The sequence below is a fragment of the Micromonospora sp. URMC 105 genome (assembly GCF_051386295.1).
Taxonomy (GTDB): Bacteria; Actinomycetota; Actinomycetes; order Mycobacteriales; family Micromonosporaceae; genus Micromonospora.
Genome location: NZ_JBPQTL010000007.1, coordinates 1 through 21,041 on the forward strand (window position 1 = coordinate 1; position 21,041 = coordinate 21,041).

The 21,041-nt window shown below is 74.4% G+C and carries 25 protein-coding genes; 6 read left to right on the forward strand and 19 right to left on the reverse strand.

The genetic code is table 11. The annotated features are described in order from the left end of the window. Positions 1-31: 31 nt before the first annotated feature. The 4 genes from ACSNN7_RS04205 to ACSNN7_RS04220 all read right to left on the reverse strand — a co-directional run bounded on the left by ACSNN7_RS04205 (position 32) and on the right by ACSNN7_RS04220 (position 2,810). Entirely contained in the window at positions 32-325 is a 294-nt protein-coding gene (locus tag ACSNN7_RS04205) for a DUF6510 family protein (protein WP_436679249.1), read from the reverse strand. 17 nt (positions 326-342) lie between these two features. Further along, positions 343-1,077 (reverse strand): ferredoxin reductase, encoded by a 735-nt coding sequence (locus ACSNN7_RS04210; protein ID WP_436679250.1) that lies wholly within the window; start codon positions 1,075-1,077, stop codon positions 343-345. Next, positions 1,074-1,664 carry a sulfite oxidase-like oxidoreductase gene (locus tag ACSNN7_RS04215; RefSeq protein WP_436679386.1) on the reverse strand — a complete coding sequence of 197 codons (591 nt, stop codon included), beginning with the start codon at positions 1,662-1,664 and terminating at the stop codon, positions 1,074-1,076. The genes ACSNN7_RS04210 and ACSNN7_RS04215 overlap by 4 nt, the downstream gene beginning before the upstream one ends. A gap of 126 nt (positions 1,665-1,790) precedes the next feature. Then, positions 1,791-2,810 carry a TerC/Alx family metal homeostasis membrane protein gene (locus tag ACSNN7_RS04220; RefSeq protein ID WP_436679251.1) on the reverse strand — a complete coding sequence of 340 codons (1,020 nt, stop codon included), beginning with the start codon at positions 2,808-2,810 and terminating at the stop codon, positions 1,791-1,793. 260 nt (positions 2,811-3,070) lie between these two features. Between ACSNN7_RS04220 and ACSNN7_RS04225 the strand changes: the two genes are divergently transcribed. Beyond that, positions 3,071-4,237, forward strand: coding sequence for a CaiB/BaiF CoA transferase family protein (locus tag ACSNN7_RS04225; RefSeq protein WP_436679253.1), 1,167 nt, complete (start codon positions 3,071-3,073; stop codon positions 4,235-4,237). 26 nt (positions 4,238-4,263) lie between these two features. On the opposite strand, the gene ACSNN7_RS04230 is transcribed toward ACSNN7_RS04225, so the two are convergent. Continuing rightward, on the reverse strand, positions 4,264-4,677 hold the full coding sequence (locus ACSNN7_RS04230; RefSeq protein WP_436679255.1) for a DUF2267 domain-containing protein: 414 nt from the start codon (positions 4,675-4,677) through the stop codon (positions 4,264-4,266). A 153-nt stretch (positions 4,678-4,830) separates the two neighbouring features. Here ACSNN7_RS04230 and ACSNN7_RS04235 point away from each other — a divergent pair, with 153 nt between their 5' ends. Beyond that, positions 4,831-5,100 carry a DUF2795 domain-containing protein gene (locus ACSNN7_RS04235; protein ID WP_334458106.1) on the forward strand — a complete coding sequence of 90 codons (270 nt, stop codon included), beginning with the start codon at positions 4,831-4,833 and terminating at the stop codon, positions 5,098-5,100. 684 nt (positions 5,101-5,784) lie between these two features. On the opposite strand, the gene ACSNN7_RS04240 is transcribed toward ACSNN7_RS04235, so the two are convergent. From ACSNN7_RS04240 to ACSNN7_RS04260, 5 genes are all read right to left on the reverse strand, one after another. Further along, complete coding sequence (locus tag ACSNN7_RS04240; protein ID WP_436679258.1) at positions 5,785-6,444, reverse strand: hypothetical protein; 660 nt, start codon at positions 6,442-6,444, stop codon at positions 5,785-5,787. Positions 6,445-6,485: 41 nt separating this feature from the next. Further along, complete coding sequence (locus ACSNN7_RS04245) at positions 6,486-7,457, reverse strand: pirin family protein (RefSeq protein ID WP_436679260.1); 972 nt, start codon at positions 7,455-7,457, stop codon at positions 6,486-6,488. Positions 7,458-7,612: 155 nt separating this feature from the next. Continuing rightward, positions 7,613-8,551: a hypothetical protein gene (locus tag ACSNN7_RS04250; protein ID WP_436679261.1), complete on the reverse strand. Its 939-nt coding sequence runs from the start codon at positions 8,549-8,551 to the stop codon at positions 7,613-7,615. A gap of 284 nt (positions 8,552-8,835) precedes the next feature. Beyond that, a complete protein-coding gene (locus tag ACSNN7_RS04255) occupies positions 8,836-9,423 on the reverse strand; it encodes a hypothetical protein (protein ID WP_436679263.1) in 588 nt (195 codons plus the stop codon). Positions 9,424-9,931: 508 nt separating this feature from the next. Continuing rightward, positions 9,932-10,717, reverse strand: a complete 786-nt coding sequence (locus ACSNN7_RS04260; protein ID WP_436679265.1) for a DedA family protein — start codon at positions 10,715-10,717, stop codon at positions 9,932-9,934. A gap of 80 nt (positions 10,718-10,797) precedes the next feature. Here ACSNN7_RS04260 and ACSNN7_RS04265 point away from each other — a divergent pair, with 80 nt between their 5' ends. Then, a complete protein-coding gene (locus tag ACSNN7_RS04265) occupies positions 10,798-11,499 on the forward strand; it encodes a carbon-nitrogen hydrolase family protein (RefSeq protein WP_436679267.1) in 702 nt (233 codons plus the stop codon). Positions 11,500-11,550: 51 nt separating this feature from the next. Here the strand turns inward: ACSNN7_RS04265 and ACSNN7_RS04270 are convergent, their stop codons facing one another. From ACSNN7_RS04270 to ACSNN7_RS04295, 6 genes are all read right to left on the reverse strand, one after another. Continuing rightward, the gene (locus tag ACSNN7_RS04270; protein WP_436679268.1) at positions 11,551-12,918 is read right to left on the reverse strand and encodes a protein kinase domain-containing protein; all 1,368 of its coding nucleotides are present in this window, start codon (positions 12,916-12,918) and stop codon (positions 11,551-11,553) included. A 179-nt stretch (positions 12,919-13,097) separates the two neighbouring features. Next, the gene (locus ACSNN7_RS04275; RefSeq protein WP_436679269.1) at positions 13,098-13,301 is read right to left on the reverse strand and encodes a hypothetical protein; all 204 of its coding nucleotides are present in this window, start codon (positions 13,299-13,301) and stop codon (positions 13,098-13,100) included. A 2-nt stretch (positions 13,302-13,303) separates the two neighbouring features. Then, entirely contained in the window at positions 13,304-14,365 is a 1,062-nt protein-coding gene (locus ACSNN7_RS04280; RefSeq protein ID WP_436679271.1) for a LacI family DNA-binding transcriptional regulator, read from the reverse strand. A gap of 137 nt (positions 14,366-14,502) precedes the next feature. Next, on the reverse strand, positions 14,503-15,363 hold the full coding sequence (locus tag ACSNN7_RS04285; protein WP_436679273.1) for an SAM-dependent methyltransferase: 861 nt from the start codon (positions 15,361-15,363) through the stop codon (positions 14,503-14,505). Between the two features lie 95 nt (positions 15,364-15,458). Further along, complete coding sequence (locus tag ACSNN7_RS04290; protein ID WP_436679275.1) at positions 15,459-16,340, reverse strand: helix-turn-helix domain-containing protein; 882 nt, start codon at positions 16,338-16,340, stop codon at positions 15,459-15,461. 138 nt (positions 16,341-16,478) lie between these two features. Beyond that, positions 16,479-16,718 (reverse strand): DUF397 domain-containing protein, encoded by a 240-nt coding sequence (locus ACSNN7_RS04295; protein WP_436679277.1) that lies wholly within the window; start codon positions 16,716-16,718, stop codon positions 16,479-16,481. Positions 16,719-16,982: 264 nt separating this feature from the next. On the opposite strand from ACSNN7_RS04295, the gene ACSNN7_RS04300 reads away from it, so the two are divergent. After that, on the forward strand, positions 16,983-17,633 hold the full coding sequence (locus ACSNN7_RS04300; protein ID WP_436679278.1) for a GGDEF domain-containing protein: 651 nt from the start codon (positions 16,983-16,985) through the stop codon (positions 17,631-17,633). A 19-nt stretch (positions 17,634-17,652) separates the two neighbouring features. Here the strand turns inward: ACSNN7_RS04300 and ACSNN7_RS04305 are convergent, their stop codons facing one another. From ACSNN7_RS04305 to ACSNN7_RS04315, 3 genes are all read right to left on the reverse strand, one after another. Continuing rightward, complete coding sequence (locus ACSNN7_RS04305) at positions 17,653-18,126, reverse strand: SRPBCC family protein (RefSeq protein WP_436679279.1); 474 nt, start codon at positions 18,124-18,126, stop codon at positions 17,653-17,655. Then, positions 18,110-18,457, reverse strand: coding sequence for an ArsR/SmtB family transcription factor (locus ACSNN7_RS04310; RefSeq protein WP_436679280.1), 348 nt, complete (start codon positions 18,455-18,457; stop codon positions 18,110-18,112). The genes ACSNN7_RS04305 and ACSNN7_RS04310 overlap by 17 nt, the downstream gene beginning before the upstream one ends. A 102-nt stretch (positions 18,458-18,559) precedes the next feature. Next, complete coding sequence (locus ACSNN7_RS04315; protein WP_436679281.1) at positions 18,560-19,054, reverse strand: type II toxin-antitoxin system PemK/MazF family toxin; 495 nt, start codon at positions 19,052-19,054, stop codon at positions 18,560-18,562. Positions 19,055-19,206: 152 nt separating this feature from the next. Here ACSNN7_RS04315 and ACSNN7_RS04320 point away from each other — a divergent pair, with 152 nt between their 5' ends. Both ACSNN7_RS04320 and ACSNN7_RS04325 read left to right on the forward strand, forming a co-directional pair. Further along, positions 19,207-19,722, forward strand: a complete 516-nt coding sequence (locus tag ACSNN7_RS04320) for an NUDIX hydrolase (RefSeq protein WP_436679283.1) — start codon at positions 19,207-19,209, stop codon at positions 19,720-19,722. 40 nt (positions 19,723-19,762) lie between these two features. Then, positions 19,763-20,998, forward strand: a complete 1,236-nt coding sequence (locus tag ACSNN7_RS04325; RefSeq protein ID WP_436679284.1) for a hypothetical protein — start codon at positions 19,763-19,765, stop codon at positions 20,996-20,998. The last annotated feature ends 43 nt before the right edge of the window (positions 20,999-21,041 follow it).

Consider the following 21,041-nt stretch of genomic DNA (forward strand, 5'->3'; position numbering starts at 1 on the left):
GGCGGGTGCGTGGGTGCGGGACGGCGCGGGGTCAGGCGGGGCGGTGGTAGGTGGGTTCGGCCGGCAGCGGCACCTGGAGGAAGGTGGCGCCGCGCAGGTCCAGCCAGGCCTGGTCGGGCGCCCGGACGAGGCGCAGCATCACCTCGGCGCAGACCGGGCAGCGGGCGACCAGCCCCGGCGCGTGGGAGAAGACGTGCAGCCCCGCCATCGGGCCGAGCGACCCGCAGGACTGGCAGCGTGCGGTCGCCGTGCTCAGGTCGACGGCGAACAGCTCGCGCAGTGGACCGTCGAGCATGTTGCCGTCCACGTAGGACATGTCGGTCATCGGGCCTCCTCGGAGGTTCAGGCGGTCGGGCCGAACCGTTCGGTGCGTACCCGTCGGCTCTGGTGACCCAGGCCCACCAGCAGGTCCGCCACGGTCTCCACGAAGCCGGTGGGGCCGCAGACGTAGCAGCGCGGTTCGAGATCGGGTGGCCAGCCGTGGGTGTTCACGTCCGCCAGGCCGATCCGGTGCGGCGTGCCCCGCCACCCGTCGGGCGCCTCCCGGGTGTACACGTACGCCACGTCCAGGCCGTGGTCGTCGCGGGCCCGGCGGCGCAGCTCGTCGGCGTAGATGACGTCGGCCGGGGTGCGCACGGAGTAGATCAGCCGGAACGGTGTCCGGCTGCCGGCGTCCCGCCGCGCCCGGATCATCGCCATCAGCGGCACCACCCCGGAGCCGCCGCCGACCAGCAGCACCGGCGCGGTCTCGTCGGTCCGCCAGACGAAGTACCCGCCGAGCGGGCCACGCAACTCGATCAGGTCGCCCTCGGCGTAGGTGTCCAGCAGGTACGGCGACACCTCGCCGTCGTCCACCCGCTGCACGGTCAGCGCGATCCGGTCGCCGTCGGCCGGGGCGGCCAGCGAGTACGACCGGGCGGCCTGGTAGCCGTCCTCGGCGGTCAGCCGGATGTCGACGTGCTGCCCGGCCAGGTGCGCGGGCCAGCCGGGCGCCTCCAGGACCAGGGTGTGGGCGGACGGGGTCTCGACCCGGCGCTCCACCAGCCGAGCCACCCGCCACGTCAGCGGCGCGCTCAATCGCCGGCGTAGCGCTGTTCGCGCCACGGGTCGCCGTAGTCGTGGTACCCGGCGGTCTCCCAGAAGCCCGGCTTGTCGTCGACGAGCAGGCGCATCCCGCGCACCCACTTCGCCGACTTCCAGAAGTACAGGTGCGGCACCAGCAGCCGGGCCGGGCCGCCGTGCTCGGCCGGGAGCGGCGCACCGTCGTACGTGTGCACCACCCAGGCCCGTCCGCCGCGCAGGTCGTCCAGGGGCAGGTTGGTGGTGTAGCCGCCGTAGGAGTGGGCCAGCGCGTACCGGGCGCTGGTGTCGACGCCGTCGAGCATCGTGTCCAGCGAGACGCCCTGCCAGCTGGTGCCGAGCTTGGACCAGTGGGTGACGCAGTGGATGTCGACCGTCGGCGTCTCCTGCGGCAGGCCGAGCATCTCGTCCCAGGTCCAGCGGTACTCGACGCCGGTCTCGGTGCTGAGCACGAACTCCCAGGTGTCCAGCGGCACTCTCGGCGTCGGGCCCGCCGAGAGCACCGGGAAGTCCTCCGTCAGGTACTGACCAGGCGGCAGCTCCGGCCCGCTCGCGCGGGGCCGGCCCTGGAAGCCCGGTGACACGATTCCCACCCGTCAGTCGTACCACCGTCGACGTCGCGGGTGGGGCCGTTCGGCCGTACCCCTGCCCGGACGGGGCGGGGTGCCCAGCCGGCGGCAGCCGCGGTGGCCGCCGCCGGCGCAGGCGGCTCACCGTCGTTCGGCGACGACCTCGCGCTCCCCGGGAGCCCGGTCGCGGGTGGCCCGCAGGCTGGTGACGGTGACGACGACCAGCACGCCGATGATCACGCCGAGGGAGGCCAGGGTCGGGATCTCCGGTACGCCGGACCAGATGCCGTGCGCCCAGTGCAGGCCGAGCTTCACGCCGATGAAGGCGAGGATGATCGCCAGGCCGTAGCTGAGGTGCACCAGCCGGCTCAGCGCGGCGTGCAGGACGAAGTAGAGCGCGCGCAGGCCGAGCAGGGCGAAGGCGTTGGTGGCGAAGACCAGGTACGGGTCCTCGGTGATGCCGTAGACGGCGGGCACCGAGTCGACGGCGAAGACGATGTCGGTCGCCAGCACCGCCACCACGACCAGGGCGAACGGGGTGAGCGCCCGGCGGCCGTGCTGCCGGACGGTCATCCGGGTGCCGTGGTAGTCGTCGACCACCGGCATCACCTTGCGCAGCAGCCGTACCGACCGCATCTTGTTGATGTCGACCTCCTGCTCGTGCCCGGAGAGGGCGTCGCGCAGCAGCTTGATCGCGGTGACGACCAGGATGAGGCCGAAGAGCAGGAAGGCGAAGTCGAGGGTCTTCAGGGCGGCGGCGCCGAGGGCGATGAAGACCGCACGCAGCACCAGCGCCCCGGCGATGCCGTAGAGCAGCACCCGCTGGGCCAGCGCCGCGGGCACGGCGAACGCGGCCAGCAGCAGCATGAAGACGAAGAGGTTGTCGACCGAGAGGGACTTCTCGACCAGGTAACCGGTCAGGTACTCCACGCCCTGCTGCGAACCGAACCGCGACCAGATCCAGACCCCGAAGGCCAGCGGCAGCGCCACGTAGAAGGCCGACCAGCCCAGCGCCTCCCGCATCGACACCTCGTGCGGGCGCCGGGTCACCAGGAAGTCCAGCACCAGCAGCGCGAGCACGCCGACGATGGTGACGGTCCAGAGGGTGGGCGAGCCGACCGACGACAACTCGGCGGCAGACAGGTACGACAATTCGCTCATGGAGCCTCCTCGAACACGGTGACATGCTCGAGGTCTCCTTCACCCGCTGTTTCGCGGGCAACCACCCGAGGCGTGCCGGGACGCCGTATTGACCGGAATGGCTCGTGGGAAGTACTCCCCTCGTGCGACAAGGTTAGGTCACGCTCATTCCGTCCGCCAAGTCCTGCCGGGGCTGGTTGCCCTGACCAACCACTGTGCGCCGGCCCTCCGACGGGGATCGCGACGGGACGCGGGGACCCGGTGGGGCCTATCGTGACGCGATGACCGACGACGCCCCCACCACCCCGGTCGGCCCCCTCACCGGCGTCCGCGTGATCGAGCTGGCCGGCATCGGCCCCGGCCCGTTCACCGCGATGATGCTCGCCGACCTCGGCGCCGACGTGGTCCGGGTGGACCGCACCGTCCCGGCCGACTTCACCGGCCCCCCAGAGGACCTGCTCAACCGCAACCGCCGCTCGCTGGCCGTGGACCTGAAGTCCGACGCCGGGCGCGAGGTGGTGCTCGCCCTGGTGCGCGACGCGGACGCCCTGATCGAGGGCTACCGGCCCGGGGTGACCGAACGCCTCGGCCTCGGCCCGCAGGAGTGCCTGGCCGTCAACCCGCGCCTGGTGTACGGGCGGATGACCGGCTGGGGCCAAGACGGCCCGTACGCGCACGCCGCCGGCCACGACATCGACTACCTGGCGCTGACCGGCGCGCTGCACGGCATCGGCCGGGCCGGGGAGCGCCCGGTGCCGCCGATCAACCTGCTCGGCGACTTCGGCGGCGGCGGCATGATGCTGGCCCTCGGCATCGTCGCCGCCCTCTACGCCGTCCGCGCCGGCGCCCCCGGCCAGGTGGTCGACGCCGCCATCGTGGACGGCGTGTCGGTGCTCAGCACCCAGGTCCACGCGCTGCGCCGATTCGGCATGTGGCAGGACGGGCGCGGGGTCAACCTGCTCGACGGCGGCGCGCCGTTCTACGACACGTACGAGTGCGCCGACGGGCGGCACCTGGCGGTCGGGGCGCTGGAGCCGCGCTTCTACGACGAGCTGGTCCGGCTCACCGGTTTCCCGCTCCCCGGCGACGAGGCCCTGGACCGGCACGACCCGGCCAACTGGCCGGCGCTGCGCGAGGCGTGGGCGCGGCTGTTCCGTACCCGCACCCGGGACGAGTGGACCGAGCTGCTGGCCACCTCGGACGCCTGCGCGGCGCCGGTGCTGGACTGGCGCGAGGCGCCGGAGCACCCGCACCTGCGGGCGCGCAGCACGTTCGTGACGCACGACGGGGTGGTGCAGCCCGCGCCCGCGCCCCGGTTCTCCGCCACCCCCACCTCGGTGCGCCGGCCCCCGCCCCGGCCCGGTGAACACACCGACGAGCTGCTGGCCGAGGCCGGCTTCGACGCCGAACGGATCGCCGCCCTGCGGGCCGCCGGCGCGGTGACCTGAGCCCGCCGATCCTTCGCCTGCGCCGGTCAGGCGCGGCGCAGCACGCTCGCGCCCGGGGTGAGCGCCGGCTCCACCATCTCCCGGTAGTCGCGCGGCAACTGCGTCACCAGGTCGTCGAACTCACCGCCGGTGACCGCCTCCCGCAGGGTGCAGAAGACCGCCTGGACGGCCTTGCGGGCCGCCGTCTCGTCGACCCCGGCCCGCTGCCCGACCCGCGCGACGAACTCGGCGGCGCCGAAACGCTGCGCCGCCTCCAGGCTGGGACTGGGCTTGACGACCAGCTGCAACGGGGTGGGCAGCTGGGTGGCGAGGTCGAGCATCTCACCCCCGGTCAACCGCTCGGCGAGGGTCTCCAGCGTCGCGTGGGTCAGCTCCACGGCCCGCTCGGAGCCGGTCCGGGTCCGCCGGGCGACCTGGTCGACGAAGGTGTCGTAGTTCATCGGGGCTCCCCCTTCGGCGTCGGAGGGGACGCGTACCCGGCCCGGGCCACCGGAAACGACCGCGATTACCCGGCGGGTGGGTGCGTGACCCGGGGCCAGACGGGTAACCGCCGCCGGTCGTGACCGGATCGAGGCGGCGAGGGAGCTCACGCCATGGCGAGTTACACCGACGTCCTGCAGTACCTGTCCAGCCTGGACTACCCGGCGGAGAAGGACGACGTGGTACGCGAGGCCGAACGGGAGGGCGCCCCGCCGGAGGTGCTCAAGGCGCTGCGCGCGCTGCCGCCGGTGGACTACGCCAACGGCAACGAGGTGGCGCGTTCCGCCGGCATCGACGCCGCCCCGGAGCTGAGCCGGTCGCAGCGGGCCGCCCAGGCCCGGGAGCCGCACACCCGCGTCTCGCAGCACCTGCGCCGCATCTGAACCGCCGACGCGCGGTTGCGGGCAGCCGCCGGGTCGCCGAGGAGCGGCCCGGGACCGCGCGCATGCCGGGCCGCACACCCCGGCCGCGTCCAGCTGACCGAGACGGGCGTGGGCGGGCTCCGCGCCGGCGGGCCGTTCAGCCGCGCCGGTCTGCCCCGGCCTGCTCCACTGCGGCTGGGACGCCGTGGCGGTGGGCCGGCTCCCGCTCGTCCGGCGGACGCTCTGCCTGCTGGACGCCCCCCGCACGCGGCGCCGAGGGGTGTACGACGACCCGGACCCGGCGGCCCGGGACGTCCTGCTGCTAACCGCCTGCCAATCTGCCGGCGGTCGCGCTGGTGCCGACCGGCGCGTGTGTACGCGCAGCCGGGCCTACCGGGATGCCTTCAGCGCGTCGGCCATGGTCCGCGTGCTGCTGTCCTGGTGCATGATGCCCACGGTCTACACCGGCCAGTCTCGGACACCGACCCGCGACGCCCGGAAACAGGCGGGCGCCCCGGGTCACGAACCGCGACCTGGGGCGCACGCGTACCTGTCCCTGGCGGGTCCACGCCCGAACCGGGTCGCGTACCGCCAAGCGGTGGATGTTCGCCCGAACCGGGCGGGCATCGCTGCCACGATCATCATACGATACGACATCACCCGTACGGCTGATTTTGCCGAGAGTGTGGGCCAGCGCACCCACGCTCAGCGGGTCACCTCGGCGTACCGCTGCTCCAGATCCACCCGGGCGAGGGCGCCCACCAGCCAGGCCAGCCGCTCCGACTCGCCGCTGCCGGCCAGCTCGGCCAGGTCGTCGGCGGAGCGGCCGAGCCCCAGCCGGCGGGCGGCGGTCAACGCCCGCTTGTCGGCCACCGGTGCGACCTCCCGCCACAGCGCCTGCGTCTCGCGCAGGAACAGGTCGACCACCTGGTCGTCCACCCCGGGCAGGGTGGTCAGCAGCTCCCGTTCCCGGCCCGGGTCGTGCCCTGCCGACGCGCGCAGCCGGCGCAGGTCGCCCCGGTACCGCTCGACCACCACGCGGGCCAGGTCGCCGAGAAGGTTGGCCAGCTCGTCGACGTCGCCGCGCTGACCGGCCTCGCGCAGTACGCGCACCCGGTCGGCGTGCAGCGAGCGGGCCAGCCGGGCGGCGCTGTCCCACCCGCTGTCGGGCAGGGCGTGGGCGCTGTCCAGGGCCCGCCGGAAGTCACCCCGGCGAGCCAGCAGCACCGCCAGGCAGAGCAGCTGGAACAGGCTCGACGGGTTGTTGGTCACCCGGAAGCCGTACTGCTCGGCGAAGCCACGACCGTCACCGGCGAGCCGCCGTACCAGCCGCTTCCTGTCCTCTGTCGTCACACTGCGGGTCATGCCCCGCGACTACCCGCCCGGCCGGTGGACACGCCTGCCGGTCAGCCGCGGACGTCACCTCGCCGGTCGCGCGCCTTGAGCCGGGTCGTCGGCATCTCCGGGGCGGGCAGCGGCGGCGCGGCGTCGTCGGCGACCACGCCGAACCGCCGGCCGGCCATCCAGTCCTCCCGGGCGGTCGCCACCTCCTCGTGCGACCGGCCGACGAAGTTCCACCACATCACCAGGGGCTCCTCGAACGGCTCGCCGCCGAGCAGCATCAGCCGGCTGCCCGCATCGGCCCGCAGGTCCAGCCGGTCCCGCCCGGCACCCAGATAGAGCAGCGCGCCCGGGGCCAGGTCCACGCCGTCGACCTGCGCGGCCCCGGACATCGCCAGCAGGCCGTACTCGAAGTCGGGTCGCAGCGGCAGCGTCGCCTGCGCGGTGCCGCGGGCCTCGAGCTGCGCGCCGAGCAGCGGGGTGTGCACCACGGCCGGCGAGCGCTCGCCGCGCAGCTCGCCGACGAGGAGGGTGAGGTCCAGCTCGCCGTCGCGCCAGCGGGGCAGATCGGCGTGGTGGGCGAAGTCGGCAGCGCCGGCCCGCGCCGGATCCGGCAGCGCCACCCACAGCTGCACGCCGTGCATGACCGGCGGATGCGTGGCCGGCGACCGTTCCGAGTGGGCGATGCCGTGGCCGGAGGTCATCACGTTGAGCTGACCGGGGCGGATCGGCTGGACGTTGCCGAGGCTGTCCCGGTGCACGATCTCTCCGTCGAGCAGCCAGGTGACCGTCTGCAGGCCGGTGTGCGGATGCGGCGGCACCTCCATGCCCGGCCGCTCGGCGACGTCGTCCGGGCCGAAGTGGTCGACGAAGCACCACGCCCCGACCAGCCGGCGCTGCCGCTGCGGCAGCAGCCGCCGCACGGTCGTGTAGCGCCCGAGCGGCACGTCGTGACCGGGCAGCAGCACGCTGCCCGGATCGACCGGGGCCACGCCGGGTGGTCGGGTCTGTGCCGGCAACGATTCGGTACGGTCCACGGCCCGACTCTATGCCGCCCACGGCCCCGCCCGCCCAGGGTGGCCCGGTTCGCCCCTCATCGAGCCCATGACCTGCACGGATGCCGCCGCTGTGCCACCGTGATCGTCGTTCGGCCGGCCCGCGCGGCGCCCGCCAGCCCGGCACCCGGGAGCCGCTACTCCGCGCGGACGGTGACGCGGTTGGCGCCGCCGACCAGGTCGACGTAGACCCGGTGGACCGAGCGGTCCCAGTTCGGCGAGCTGATGATCTCCCCGGTGGCGACCCCGTCGCGCCGGTCGTCGTACACGGTGACGCCACCGGCACCGACGGCGGCGCGGACCCGCACCGGAGGGCCACCCGGCGTTCGGATCGTGAACTGGTTGACCCCACCGGTCATCCGTACCGTCAGGGTGCCGACGGTGGGCGGCAGGTCGAGATCGACGCGGGCCGCGCCGCCGATCAGGTCCACCCCGGCCAGCCGGGCCCGCCCCAGGTCGAGCTGGTGCGCGCTGACCCCGCCCACCAGGCGCAGCCGCCACACCAGGCGGGCGTTGAGCACCACGTCGACGGAGCCGTTCCCGGCCCGGCCGCTGTCGGCCAGGCGCAACCGCACCCGGTCCCCGAGCACCTCGGGCCGGGGCACGACCGCGGAGTCGCCCGGGCTGCTGATCCGGTAGAGCTCCTCGCCGAGGTCCTCGGTACGCAGCCGGAACGCGCTCACCCCGTCGGCCAGTTCGAACGTCGCCCGGCGGCGACCGGCCACCGGCGCGGTGAGCGCCTCCTCGGCGGCCGCCTCGGCCGCCCCCGCGCCGCCCGGCTCGGCGGCGAAGGTGACCGAGGGCGGCGCCGCCCCCCGGCCACCGGAGAACGCCACGCCCAGCCGGTCCGGGTTGGCCAGGGTGACGGTCACCGCGAGCGCGCCGAGCGCCAGCACCACGATCGCGGCGGCGGTCAGCAGCCGGGTACTGCGCGGCCAGGCCGGGCGGTCCGGCGGTGGCTCGCCGGCCGGCTCGCCGGTCACCACCACGATCGGTTCGGGCCGCTCCCCCGCAACCTCGACGGCCGGTTGCTCGCTGTCCGTCGTCGGACGGTCGTGCCGGTCCGCGTCCGCCATGTGCTCCCCCTTCACGGTCCCCGCCCGGCAGTACGTAACCCGACGCGAATCGGATCACTCCCCCGCGAGGTACCCGCTTCCACCCGGCCCCCGCCCTCGCCCTCGCCCCGGTGATCCGGCTTGGTCGGGTGTGGTCCGCTGAGATCTTGGACAGTTGCCGTTCGGACGGAACGGCAACTGTCCAAGATTGGCTCGGACGAGGGTTCGTTTCGGAGCCGGAAACGAAACAGCGCTGGCCGGCACCCCGTTCATGGGGTGCCGGCCAGCGGGTCGGTCAGGTGTGGTCAGTTGTTCCAGTGCTGGGCGACGAGGTCGGCGGCCTGCTTCTCCCACTGCGCGTAGTGGAAGGGGTAGGCCGAGACCTGCACGGTCTGGGCGGCCTCGGTCAGCGGCATGTCCTGCCACCCGTCGACCTGCTTCAGGCCCTTCAGGAACGCCTTGGTCGAGTACTCGGGGTCGGTGATCTGCTCCACCGTGCCCCAACCGCTGGAGGGACGCTGCTGGAACAGGCCCTGCGAGTCGTGATCGTTGCGCTCACCCAAGTGGCCGAGGTTCTCCAGCTTCGACTCCTGCAGCGCGGTCGCGATCGCGACCACGGCCGCCCGCTCGTCCATGTCCGACTTCTTCGTCGCGGCGATGATCGCCTTCACATTCTTGACCTGCTCGTCGTTGAGGTCGATGCGCGACTGCTTGCCCTGCACACCATGCGGAATCAGCTTCTTGTCGGCCTTGTCGGCCTGCACCACCGCCACCGCCTTCGCCTCCACCGTCGGCGCGGCGTGAGCCTCGGTCACCGGGCCGGCGAAGACGCCACCGGCGAAAGCCAGACCAGCGATACCCAGCACGCTCTTACGCAGAATGGTCGTGTTCATCAGGAAGCTCCTTCAGGGGGTCGGCACCCAGGCTCGACGGGGGGTCGAGCCGGGTGCAAGCACCACGAGCAGGCGCTCACACAGTTCACGGGGAAAGTCTTCGTCCGGCAGATCAACGCGAGCCGGGGGGCTCACGGCGCCGGGACCATGTGCAACGACCGGCCGCCCACCAACATTCCGGGGCTCACCACCCGCCGCCTGCCACGTCGCCGGGCCAGCCAGCGGGGTTGCTGCTGCGATCGTCCAGGTGATGTAACGACACCCGCCCGGCCGCCATTCCGCCCCCAGAGTGCCCCCGGTCACGGGACGGCCGGGCTTTCGACGGCCCAGACTGGGACATCGGATGGCCCAGGGCTCGGGCGTTCCCCGCGCGTCCCGCGCCGCGGCAACCCTCCCGAGTCCGATCCGGCTCGAACCGGGCACGCAGCACCGGCCCGAAGGAACGATCGCCGCCGCGGCCGACCCGGACATTCACCCCAGCGGTGACAACCGGGCCGTACAGGTCAGGTCAGTCGTCGCGCCGCCAGGAGGAGGCGCGGTACACCGTGCCCCGGCGCCCGCCCGTCTCGCCCACCTGCACCGGCCCGGCCGGCGGCACGGCGTCGAGCAGCGAGGCGGCGGAGGCGCGGGCCTGGCGGGCACGGCGGACGCGGGTGGCCACGAACCAGGCCGCGGCGGCCACGCAGGCGGCGATGACGAGTTTCTGGAACGACCCGACGTACGACTCGACGACGTGCCAGTTCTCGCCGAGCAGGTAGCCGGCCATCACGAAGGTGGTGTTCCAGATCAGGCTGCCCAGCATGGTGTACAGCAGGAAGGTGCCGATCGGCATCCGTTCCACCCCGGCCGGGACGGAGATGAGGCTGCGGAAGATGGGGATCATCCGGCCGAAGAACACCGCCTTGACGCCGTGCTTGAGGAACCATGCCTCGGTCCGGTCGACGTCGCTCAGTTTGACCAGCGGCAGCCGTGCCGCGATGGCGCGCATCCGGTCGCGGCCCAGGGCGGCGCCGATCAGGTACAGCACCCACGCGCCCGCCACCGAGCCGAGGGTGGTCCACAGGATCGCCCCGACGAGGCTCATCTTCCCCTGCGCGGCGGCGAAGCCCGCCAACGGCAGGATGACCTCGCTCGGGATCGGCGGGAAGAGGTTCTCCAGCGCCACGGCCAGCCCGGCCCCTGGACCGCCGAGCCGCTCCACCAGCCCGGTGACGTAGCCGACCAGCCCGTCCGCGGACGGTGCGGAGGCGGACACGGCCGTGCGGGGGCTGAGCGCGAGGGAGCCAGGGATCATGGGACAAAGTTACGAGGCGGTCGGCGCATCGACCACGCTTCCGCCCCGTCCGCGCGCCGATCCGGTGAAGGAGGCCTGTCGTGCGTACGCCGCTCACCCTCGCGGTCGCCCAGCCGCGCTGCGTCCCGTACGACGTCGCCGCGAACGTGGCGGCGCACGCCGCGCTGGTCCGCGCCGCCCACGCCCGCGTGGTGCTCTTCCCCGAGCTCTCGCTGACCGGGTACGAACTGGACGCCGCCCCGCTCGACCCGGCCGACGCCCGGTTGGCGCCGCTGGTCGAGGCGTGCGCCGCGACGGGCACGCTGGCCCTGGCCGGGGCGCCGGTCGGCGACGTCGACACCGCGTACCTCGGGATGCTGGCCGTGGACGCGGGCGGCGCGCGGGTGGCGTACCGGAAGATGTTCCTGGGTGGCGCGGAGGCCGCGCGGTTCGTCGCGGGCCGCGCTCCGGCGGTCGTCGAGGTGGACGGCTGGCAGCTGGGCCTGGCCGTCTGCAAGGACACCGGGGTGGTGGAGCACGCGGCGCGCACCGTGGCGCTCGGTGCCGACGCCTACCTGGCCGGGGTGCTGGAGGCTCCGGCGGACGCGGCGGTGCCGGACACGCGGGCCCGGCGGGTCGCCGCCGCGCACGGCGTCTGGGTGGCGACGGCGAGTTTCGCCGGGGCGTCCGGCAGTCACTACCCACACACTGCCGGCGGCTCCGGCGTGTGGCGGCCCGACGGCACGCCGGTGGCGCGCGCCGGCGCCACGCCCGGCGAGGTCGTCCGCGCCACGCTGCACTGACCGTCCGCGCCAGCAGCCGGGTCGGTCACCCGGTCGAGGCGCTGAGCGGGGTCAGTCGTCGCCGCGCAGGCGCGGCCAGCCGGCCAGCAGGTCGCGCAGGTCGGAGGCGGTGTCGTCGTCGATGCGGTCCTTCTCGACCGCCTCGGCCAGCCGGCCGGCCAGCTCCCGCAGCCGCTTGAGCCGCTCCTTGGGCTTGCCCTCCTCCAGCTCCCGGAGCGTCTCGCGCAGCTGGTCGGCGGTCCTCGGGTCGATGTCGCCGGCCGCCTCCGCCCGGTCGAGCAGTGCGGCGAACTCGTCGGCGAGCTGCCCCGCCGTGCGGGGGGCGGGCCGTTCGTCGCGCGACGGCGGGGCGCTGGACGGCTCCACCGGCGGGGTCGACTCCGGGCTGCTCTCCTCGACCGGGACGACGGGGGCGGCCGGGGTGCGGCGGTCCGGTCCGTCGCCCATGGCGAGCACGCCGACCGTACCCAGCAGCAGGGCGACACCGGCCGCGACGAGCACGCCCAGCGCCCGGTTCGGGCGGCGCGGCGCGGCGGCGACCGGGGGCGCGGAACGGCCGGCGGGCGGGCGGAGAACCGCCCCGGACCGGTCGATCAGGGTGGGCGAAGAGGTGGGCGTCGGCACCGTCGGCAGCAGCGCGGTGGGCGGATCGGCCGGTCGGCCGGCGCCGAGTCGGGCGGCGAGCTGCGCGGCGGTGGGCCGGCGGCTCGGGTCGACGGAGAGGCAGGCCATGGTGAGCTCGGCGATGTCCGCGGGCAGCCCGGGGATCCGCAGCGGCGGCACCGGCGTACGCCGCGCGTGTACCTCCAGGGCGTCCTCCCAGGTCTGCACCGGCAGCGGCGCCCGGCCGGTGAGCGTGCGGTAGAGCAGCGCGCCGAGGGCGTACACGTCGCTGGCCGGGTCCGGCGGGCCGGGTGTCAGCCGTTCCGGCGCGAAGTAGGCGGGGGTGCCCATCATCAGCTCACCGGTCTGCCCGGCGAGCGGGTGCCGGGGACCGGCGAGGGCGGCGATGCCGAAGTCGAGGACCTTCGCGCCGGTCTCGGTGAGCATGACGTTGCCCGGCTTGATGTCCCGATGCACCACGCCGATCCGGTGCGCGGCGGCGAGGGCGGCCGCCACCTGACCGGCGGTGCGCACCGCGTCCGGCCAGGCCAGCGGGCCGGCGGCGAGCCGGTCGGCGAGGCTGTGCCCCTCGACCAGCTCCATCACCAGGTACGGCACGACCAGGCCGCCGGACAGGGCCGCCTCGCCGTAGTCGTACACCTGGGTGACGTGCGGGTGGGTGAGCCGGGCGGCGGCCCGCGCCTCGCGCTGGATGGTGGCGCGCAGCTGCGGGTCGGCGGCGAGCTGAGCGACGAGGGCCTTGACCGCGACGGGGCGGTGCAGCACCTCGTCGTCGGCGCGCCACACCTCGGACATTCCGCCGAGGCCGATAGGCGCGCGCAGGACGTACCGATCGTGCAGGCGCGTGGCAGGCGTGAGCGACGACATGATGCTCCCAGTCTGCCCGGCCCGCCCGGTCGGACACCAACCGTCGTGCCCGGTTGGGCGTCGTCTGGCCGGAAAAGCACCCTACCGGGTGGCCTCGGCCACCCGGGTCAGGGGCGGCAGGTCGGGGCGGGCGCGGGTGCCGGCTCGGTGAGGTCGGCGAGCCGGCGCAGCGCGTGCGCGGCGGCGAGCCGGACGGGCGCGAGGCGGTGGCGGCGGACCGGGTCGGGACGTACCGGGGCGTTCGGGCGGGCCGAGTTGACGTGGCGGGTGACCGCGTCGATGGCGAGGGTGAAGCCGGTCGGCTGTTCCATGGTCAGCTCCTGGGTACGGGACGGGTGGAGGTGCGAACGACCAGTTCGGTGGGGAGCAGGATCTGCCCGGCGGCGTCGTCGGCCGGCGGGTCGAGCAGCAGCTCGGCGGCGATCCGGCCCTTCTCCTCGGCCGGTTGCCGGACGGTGGTGAGGCCGGCGGCGGCCGCTTCGGCGACGTCGTCGAAGCCGGTGACCGAGACCGTGGCGGCCCGCTCTCCGAGGGCGTCCAGGGCGCCGAGCGCGAGCACGTCGGAGGCGGCCAGCACGGCCGTCGGCGCTTCGTCGCCGGCGGCGAGGCCGGCGAAGAGGCCGGTGACGGCCTCGGCCCCGGCGGCGCGGCTGTTGCCGGTGGCGTTGAGCAGCGTGATGTCGGGCCAGTCGACGCCGACCGCGGCCAGGGCGTCGGCGAAACCGGTCAGGCGACCCCGGGTGGTGGGGTGCCGCGCGGCGTCGGCACCGGCCAGGTGCAGCAGCCCCGGTGGCGCGTCGGGCAGCACGGTGTCGGCGAGCAGCGCCACCCGGCGGTGCCCCAGGCCGACGAGGTGGTCGGCGGCGGACCGGGCGGCGGTTCGCTCGTCGATGCCGACGTACCGCTCGGCGCCGGGGTCGGCGGGGGGCGCGGTGGTGACGAAGGGCAGCCCGCGACCGCGGATCACCTCCAGGGCCCAGTCCTCGTCGGCGACGCAGTAGACGCAGAACCCGTCGACGGCCGCGTTCTCCACGGCCTTCCTGGCCTGGCTCTCCCCGGTGGGCAGCGGCACGAGCAGCAGGCTGGTGCCGTGCCGTTCGGTCGCCGCGGCGACCCCGGCCAGGAACCGGACGGCGAACGGGTCGGTGAAGGCGTACGACAGCTGCGAGGTGAACAGGACGCCGATCGCGCCGGCGAAGCCCCGCCGCAGCGACCGCGCCGTCGGGTTCGGGCCCGGGTAGCCGAGCTGTCGGGCGGTGTCGAGGATCCGGGTGCGCAGCGCCGCCGAGAGCTGGTCGGGACGGGCGTAGGCGTTGGAGACGGTGCTGCGGGACACCCCGACCGCGGTGGCCACGTCCTGCAGTGTCGGTCGCACCCGGACCCCCTTCTGGATCGATTCAGTCTGGATCGATTCAGAGACTAACCGGACCGGCTCGGCACGGTCAAGGGAATCGGACACCGCACGACGAACGGCGTCGGCCGCAGCCGACGCCGTCGCTCAGGAGACCGGGCTCAGGGCTTTCGGGCGACCCCGCCGTACATGCTGACCTCGACCACGGAGGGGCGCGGCTGCGGCTCGGCGTCGGCCCGCCACTCGGCCACCGAGCAGAGGCCGGGCTCGACCAGTTCCAGCCCCTCGAAGAAGCCGGTGAACTCGTCGAGGGTGCGCAGGTTGATCACGCCGTGCGGGCCGCCGCCCCGGGCCGCCGCCTTGGCCTCCTCGGCGACCGCCGGGGGAAGGTACTCGTGGGTGGCGTGCGACGCGGCGAGGTAGCTGCCCGACGGCAGCGCCTCGAGCAGGCGGCGCACCACCGCGTACGGGTCGTCGGTGTCGGGGACGAAGTGCAGGATCGCCACCAGCATCAGCCCCACCGGCCGGGACAGGTCGATGGTGCGCAGCAGGTCCGGGTGGCTCAGGATCTTCTCCGGGTCACGCAGGTCGGCGTCGATGTAGGCGGTGGCGCCCTCGGGCGAACTGGTCAGCAACGCCCGGGCGTGGGCCAGCACGATCGGGTCGTTGTCGACGTAGACCACCCGCGCCTCCGGCGCGACCGCCTGGGCGACCTCGTGGGTGTTGTCGGCGGTCGGGATGCCGGTGCCGATGTCGAGGAACTGCCGGATCCCGGCCTCACGGGCGAGGTGGCGGACCGCCCGCTGGAGGAAGCGCCGGTTCTCCAGGGCGCTGGTCCGGATGGTCGGGAACCGGGCCGCCATGGCGTCGCCGGACTCCCGGTCGGCCTGGAAGTTGTCCTTGCCGCCGAGCCAGTAGTTGTAGCGCCGGGCGGGGTGCGCCACCGAGGTGTCGATCCGGTCGCTCGGATGGGCGGATTGCGTGGTGGTGCCCGGGGCATCGGTGGTCACAGTCGCCTCCATGACTCTGCGCCATCGAGGCGATGGCGTCCGTCCACTGTCGCCGGTCGCACCCATGGTAGAGGCATCCGGGGGCGCGGCGGCGCCCCGGGCGACGGTCAGGCCGGATAGAGCTCGTCGCGGAGCCGGGACAGGATCTCCGGCGTGCGCTCGGGCGGCGCCGCCTCGACGCAGAGCCGCTCCATGGCCACCGCGTAATAGTCGAGGTCCTCGCGCTTGTCGAGGTAGATCGCGCTGGTGAGCTGCTCGATGTAGACGATGTCGGGCAGGTCGTCGTCACCGAAGCGCAGGATGGTGAACGCCCCGCCGGCGGCGGCGTGTCCGCCCGCGGCGAACGGGATGATCTGGAGTCGCACGTGCGCCGACCGGGTGGCCTCGATGAGGGCGTCGAGCTGACCGCGCATCACCTGCGGCCCGCCGATCGGCCGGCGCAGCGCGGCCTCGTCGACCACGGCCCACAGCTGCGGCGGCGCGGCCCGGCGCAGCAGCTCCTGCCGCCGCAGCCGCAGCTCCACCCGCCGGTCGACGTCCTCGGCGGAGGCGTTGCGGTGACCGAGCAGGACGACGGCGCGGGCGTACCCGGCGGTCTGCAGCAGGCCGGGGACGAACTGCACCTCGTAGGTCCGGATCAGCGAGGCGGCGGCCTCCAGGCCGAGGTACGACTGGAACCAGCTGGGCAGCACGTCGCCGTACCGGTGCCACCAGCCGGGACTGTTGGCGTCGCGGGCGAGTTTGAGCAGCGCCTCCCGCTCGTCGGCGGCGCTGACGCCGTAGAGGGTGAGCAGGTCGGCGACATCGCGCTCCTTGAAGCCGACCCGGCCCAGCTCCATCCGGCTGATCTTGGATTCGGAGGCCCGGATCTCCCAGCCGGCGCCCTCGCGGGAGACTCCGCTGGCCTCGCGGAGGCGGCGCAGCTGGGCGCCGAGCAGCATGCGCAGCACGGTGGGCCCGGTGGCCGGACCCCCCTCTGCGGTAGCCATCGTCACGTCGCCCTCCGCCCGCTCGCCGCACGCCGGCCGGACGCCCCCACCTCCGGCCGACGTGTAAGCATGCCATGGACCGAGGGTGAGATGAACTCCTCCGCGCGGACGAGGTCGTCCCGTCGGCGGGACCGGCGCTCAGTCGATCAGGTGGTCGAAGTCGCCGTCGCGGGCACCGAGGACGAACGCCGCGATCTCGTCCACGGTGTAGATCAGCGCGGGCCCCTCGGGGTGGCGGGAGTTGCGTACCGCGATGCCCGCCCGGCCGGGCAGCTCGGCCAGCTCCACGCAGTTGCCGCTCGGGTTGCTCCGCCGACTCTTCTGCCACCGCAGCTCGGGGAGCTGGGTGACGGGTACGCCGTTCTCGGGCTGCTGCATGTGGGGTCTTTCTGTTGTGGAGCCGCCCGGTGTCGCAAGTGGACGTTTCGCGGCGAGCGGGCGGCAACGCCGGATCGGGCCGTGCTGCACGTGCATCTGCTATTGCATCTGCATTGGACAGCGAGCATGATAACGCACGTGCGCGGTACCCATCCGTTCACGTAGGGTTACCCCCGACCCGGGCAGCCACCGGGGAGACGACGGCCGGGCGGCGCGCCCGGGCCGGCGCCCCGGGCCGTCCGCCGACGCCGCGAGGGAGGTCTCGTGCCGGATCCGTTGAGCGTCGCGTCCGGCATCTCCGCGGCGGGTGCGCTGGTCTCGGTGTGGCAGCTGCGCCGCCGGGCGCTGCGGGCGGAGGCGGAGATCGAGCACCTGCAGGCGGAACTGGCCGCGGAGCGGCACGCCGCCAGCCACGACCCGCTGACCGGCCTGCCCAACCGGCGCGCCTTCCACCAGATCGCCGCCGCCCTGCTCACCAGCGCCGGGGGCCGGCCGCTGATCGCCGTGGTGCTCGACCTCAACGACTTCAAGCAGGTCAACGACCGCTACGGGCACGCCGCCGGCGATCAGGTGCTGATCAGCGTGGCGCAGCGCCTCACCGCCTTCGCCGGGGACAACCTGGTCGCCCGGCTCGGCGGTGACGAGTTCGCCGGGCTGTTGCGCAGCCCGGCGGTCGACCGGCGCTGGATCGACCACGCGACCCGGCGGCTCTGCGAGGCGATGGCCGCGCCGATCCCGCTCGGCGGGCGCAGCGTACGGGTCACCGCGTCGGTCGGCCTGGCCCCGGTCAGCGGCCCCACTCAGCTGGCCGAGGCGCTCTGCGCCGCCGACGCGGCGATGTACCGGGCGAAGGGCGTGACCGGCCGGCGGTCCCCCCGGCAACTCCTGGACGCCCCGCGCCTGGCCGAGTGCTGAGCACCCGCGGCGGGGTCGCTCAGACCTGGGTGGTCAGGTACTTCTCCAGCGCCCGGTACGACTCGCGCGCCCCGTCCGCCATGCCCGCGCCCACCATCGCGTCCCGGGCGGCCGTGCTGTCGAAGCGGGTCGTGCCGGTGACCACGGTGCGGCCGTCCTGCTCGGTGAAGACGAGCGTCTCCACGGCCACCTGACCGGGCGCGCCCTCGAACTCGAAGGTCTGCACGATCCGCTCCGGCGCCTCGATCTGGAGGAACTCGCCGTGGAAGGCGTAGGCGTTGCCGTCCGGGGCGTGCTCGACGAACCGGTACCGGCCGCCCACCCGGAGGTCGATCTCCACGTCGAGCGGGTTGCCCCGGCCCCACCACCGCGCCAGGTGCGCGGCCTCGGTGTGCGCGGCCCAGACCAGCTCGCGGGGCGCGTCGAGGACCCGGGTCAGCACCACCTCCCGGTCGGTGGGCAGCGCGACGGTCAGGTCATCGGTCGGGTTCATGGCTGTTCTCCTTCAGCTCTCGCAGGTAACCGTCCAACGTGTCGTACCGGTCGTCCCAGAGCCGGCGGTACTGATCGACCCACTCGGCGAGGACGCGCAACGCGGCCGGCTCGATCCGGCACCGCCGCCACTGCGCCTCGCGGGTACGCACGATCAGCCCCGCCGCCTCCAGCACGTTCAGGTGCTTGGAGACCGCCTGCATGGAGATCGGGAAGGGCGCGGCCACCTCGTTGACCGTCGCCTCGCCGGCGGCCAGGCGGGCCAGGATGGCCCGTCGGGTCGGATCCGCGAGGGCCGCGAAGACGGCGCCGATCTGATCTGCTGAGGTCACTGTAATCAACCACCTGGCTTATAAACCGATAAGTTGAATGTACTCGTCAGCGGTGCCCTGTCAAGGACGTTCGCGGAAATCAGCGGAGCCGGCCGCCGCGGGTCAGCGCCAGCCGTAGCCGGCCCGCAGGGCCTGCCCGATTCGGTCGAAACGGCGCCGGTCCAGCACCGCGCCCTCGCGGCGGATGCTGTCCTCGCGCATGGTGAGCACCCGGTCCAGGCGTACCCAGCTCGGGCGCTGGTCACGGTCCCACTCCCCCGGGCCGAGCGCCAGCCAGTGCCGCTGACCGTCGCGCTCGCTCTGGCTGGAGAGCATCAGTCCGAACAGCGTGCGGCTGTGCCGCCCGACCACCAGCACCGGGCGGTCCTTGCCCTGCCGGGGGTCGTCCTCGTACGGCACCCAGGTCCAGACGATCTCGCCCGGGTCGGCCTGGCCGTCCGGCTCCGGGGCGTACGTCAGCTCCCGGCGCTGCAACGCGCCGACCTGGCGTCGACGGGCCACCTGGGCCGGGATCCGGCCGCCGGTGCCGGCCGGCGCGGCGGCACCCGGGGTCACCCGGCCGAGCCGGGCCACGACGTTCCTCAACAGACCTGCCACGGGCGGCAGCCTAACCCCACCGCCACCGCAGCACCCGGCTGGTGGGCGAGGATGGCCTCAGCGATCGTGGGCGGGTGGTCCGGTTTCCCTCGTCGTGGCCGTCGGCCACGACGACCCCCCTGCCACCGGTCGACGCGCGTCCGAGGAGAAACATGATCGAACTGCCGGGAGACCTGCCGGTCGTCGAGCGCACCGCCGTGCGGCTGGTGGTGCGCGACACGCGGGACCGCGTCCTGCTCTTCCACACCCGCGACCCGGACCATCCGCGCCTGGGCACCTGGTGGGAGCTGCCGGGCGGGGGGACGGACCCGGGCGAGACGTACGCCGAGACGGCGGTGCGGGAGCTGCGCGAGGAGACCGGCTTCGTGGTCACCGCCGCCCAGCTCGGCCCGCCGTCCTGGCGGCGGCGGGCCAGCTTCGTCCACCGCCAGCGCCGGCACCTGCAGGACGAGGTGGTGATGACGGTACGGCTCGACGCCGTCGCGCCGGAGATCGACGGCGCCGAGCGGCTGGACTACGAGGTGGAGGACTACTTCGGGTTCCGCTGGTGGACGGTCGACGAGGTGGTCGGCAGCGGCGAACGCTTCTACCCGGGGCGGCTGCCGGAGCTGCTCCCCCGCCTCCTCGCCGGCGAGGAGATCGACGAGCCGTTCGAGCTGTGGTCCTGACCGGGGTGCCGGTCCGGCCGGGGATGGGCACAGTGGAGACATGACGACGACCCTGCACACTCCGCTGGCCCGCTACGCCGCCCGGCTGCACGCCGAGGCCGGCGACCGGCACCACGTCGCCTCGCCGCTCGGCGCCTGGCTGCTGCTGGCACTGGCCGCGCCGGCCGCGACCGGCCCCGCGCGCAACGAGCTGGAGGAGGTCCTGGGCTTACCCGCGCCCACCGCGGCGGCGCTGGCCGCGGCCCTGGTGGACCGGCCGCACCCGCTGGTGCCGTCGGCCACCGCCGTCTGGCACCAGGCCGGTCAGGACACGGCGAAGCTGGCGGACTGGCGGGCCGGGCTGCCCGGCATCACCACGACCGGGCCGCTGCCGGACCAGCCGGGGCTGGACGCCTGGGCCCGCGAGCACACCCTCGGGCTGATCGACCGGTTTCCGCTGACCCGGTCGGCGGACGTGCTGGTGGCGCTGGCCAGCGCCCTGGCCACCCGGATCTCCTGGGCCGACCCGTTCGACCTGGCACCGGCCGGGCAGCTCGGGGCCGGCAGCGCCTGGGCCGGCCGCCTCGACCGGGTGCTGCGAACCCCCGCGCACGGTCACCGGGCCTGGATCGCCGCGACCGGCCCGGCCGGCGACGTCGCCGTGCACGCCGCGCCGGCCGTCGAGCGCGACGGGGCGGGGCTGGTGGTGGTGTCGGTCGCCGCCGACCCGTCGGTGCCCGCCGCCGAGGTGCTCGCGGCCGCGTACGAGGTGGCCGCCACGGCGGCCGACGACCGGGCGCCGGCCGGCCGCCGCGCGCTGTTCGACCTGCCGCTCGGCGACGGGCCGGCGTGGACGCTGCGGGAGGAACGGGTACGGACCACCGCCCGAAACGGCCGGGAGGAGCGTCACACGGCGGTGCTGCCCTGCTGGTCGGCGCGGGACGAGCACGACCTGACCGCTCCCGCGCTGGGCTTCCCCGCCGTGGTCCGCACACTGGGCGGGCTGCTCGGCGAGGCGGACCTGCGGCTGGAGGCGAGGCAGGCGGCGATGGCGCGCTACGGCCGGTACGGCTTCGAGGCGGCCGCGGTGACCGCCGCGTTCGCGCTGGCCAGCCTCCCCCCGGAGGGCGTCGCCCGCACCGCGGAGCTGCGCTTCGGTCACCCGTACGCGGTCGTCGCGGTGGCCACCGACCGCGTCGGCGGGCCGTGGCACGGGGTGCCGGTCTTCTCCGCCTGGGTGGCCGAGCCGGAGGAGCCGGCGGCGACGGACCTGGCGGACCCGCCCGCGGAGTTCTGACCCGGCGACCGCCCCGACGGGCCGGCGTGGGCCCCCTGCTCCA

What these genes read in the sequence shown, in the direction of transcription:
- ACSNN7_RS04295 (WP_436679277.1), bottom strand. Translation starts at nt 16,718, where the DNA reads ATGCAGCAGCCCGAGAACGGCGTACCCGTCACCCAGCTCCCCGAGCTG.
- ACSNN7_RS04325 (WP_436679284.1), top strand. Translation starts at nt 19,763, where the DNA reads ATGACGACGACCCTGCACACTCCGCTGGCCCGCTACGCCGCCCGGCTG.
- ACSNN7_RS04320 (WP_436679283.1), top strand. Translation starts at nt 19,207, where the DNA reads ATGATCGAACTGCCGGGAGACCTGCCGGTCGTCGAGCGCACCGCCGTG.
- ACSNN7_RS04240 (WP_436679258.1), bottom strand. Translation starts at nt 6,444, where the DNA reads ATGACCCGCAGTGTGACGACAGAGGACAGGAAGCGGCTGGTACGGCGG.
- ACSNN7_RS04250 (WP_436679261.1), bottom strand. Translation starts at nt 8,551, where the DNA reads ATGGCGGACGCGGACCGGCACGACCGTCCGACGACGGACAGCGAGCAA.
- ACSNN7_RS04290 (WP_436679275.1), bottom strand. Translation starts at nt 16,340, where the DNA reads ATGGCTACCGCAGAGGGGGGTCCGGCCACCGGGCCCACCGTGCTGCGC.
- ACSNN7_RS04205 (WP_436679249.1), bottom strand. Translation starts at nt 325, where the DNA reads ATGACCGACATGTCCTACGTGGACGGCAACATGCTCGACGGTCCACTG.
- ACSNN7_RS04235 (WP_334458106.1), top strand. Translation starts at nt 4,831, where the DNA reads ATGGCGAGTTACACCGACGTCCTGCAGTACCTGTCCAGCCTGGACTAC.
- ACSNN7_RS04230 (WP_436679255.1), bottom strand. Translation starts at nt 4,677, where the DNA reads ATGAACTACGACACCTTCGTCGACCAGGTCGCCCGGCGGACCCGGACC.
- ACSNN7_RS04270 (WP_436679268.1), bottom strand. Translation starts at nt 12,918, where the DNA reads ATGTCCGAGGTGTGGCGCGCCGACGACGAGGTGCTGCACCGCCCCGTC.
- ACSNN7_RS04305 (WP_436679279.1), bottom strand. Translation starts at nt 18,126, where the DNA reads ATGAACCCGACCGATGACCTGACCGTCGCGCTGCCCACCGACCGGGAG.
- ACSNN7_RS04220 (WP_436679251.1), bottom strand. Translation starts at nt 2,810, where the DNA reads ATGAGCGAATTGTCGTACCTGTCTGCCGCCGAGTTGTCGTCGGTCGGC.
- ACSNN7_RS04285 (WP_436679273.1), bottom strand. Translation starts at nt 15,363, where the DNA reads ATGGAGGCGACTGTGACCACCGATGCCCCGGGCACCACCACGCAATCC.
- ACSNN7_RS04255 (WP_436679263.1), bottom strand. Translation starts at nt 9,423, where the DNA reads ATGAACACGACCATTCTGCGTAAGAGCGTGCTGGGTATCGCTGGTCTG.
- ACSNN7_RS04275 (WP_436679269.1), bottom strand. Translation starts at nt 13,301, where the DNA reads ATGGAACAGCCGACCGGCTTCACCCTCGCCATCGACGCGGTCACCCGC.
- ACSNN7_RS04225 (WP_436679253.1), top strand. Translation starts at nt 3,071, where the DNA reads ATGACCGACGACGCCCCCACCACCCCGGTCGGCCCCCTCACCGGCGTC.
- ACSNN7_RS04260 (WP_436679265.1), bottom strand. Translation starts at nt 10,717, where the DNA reads ATGATCCCTGGCTCCCTCGCGCTCAGCCCCCGCACGGCCGTGTCCGCC.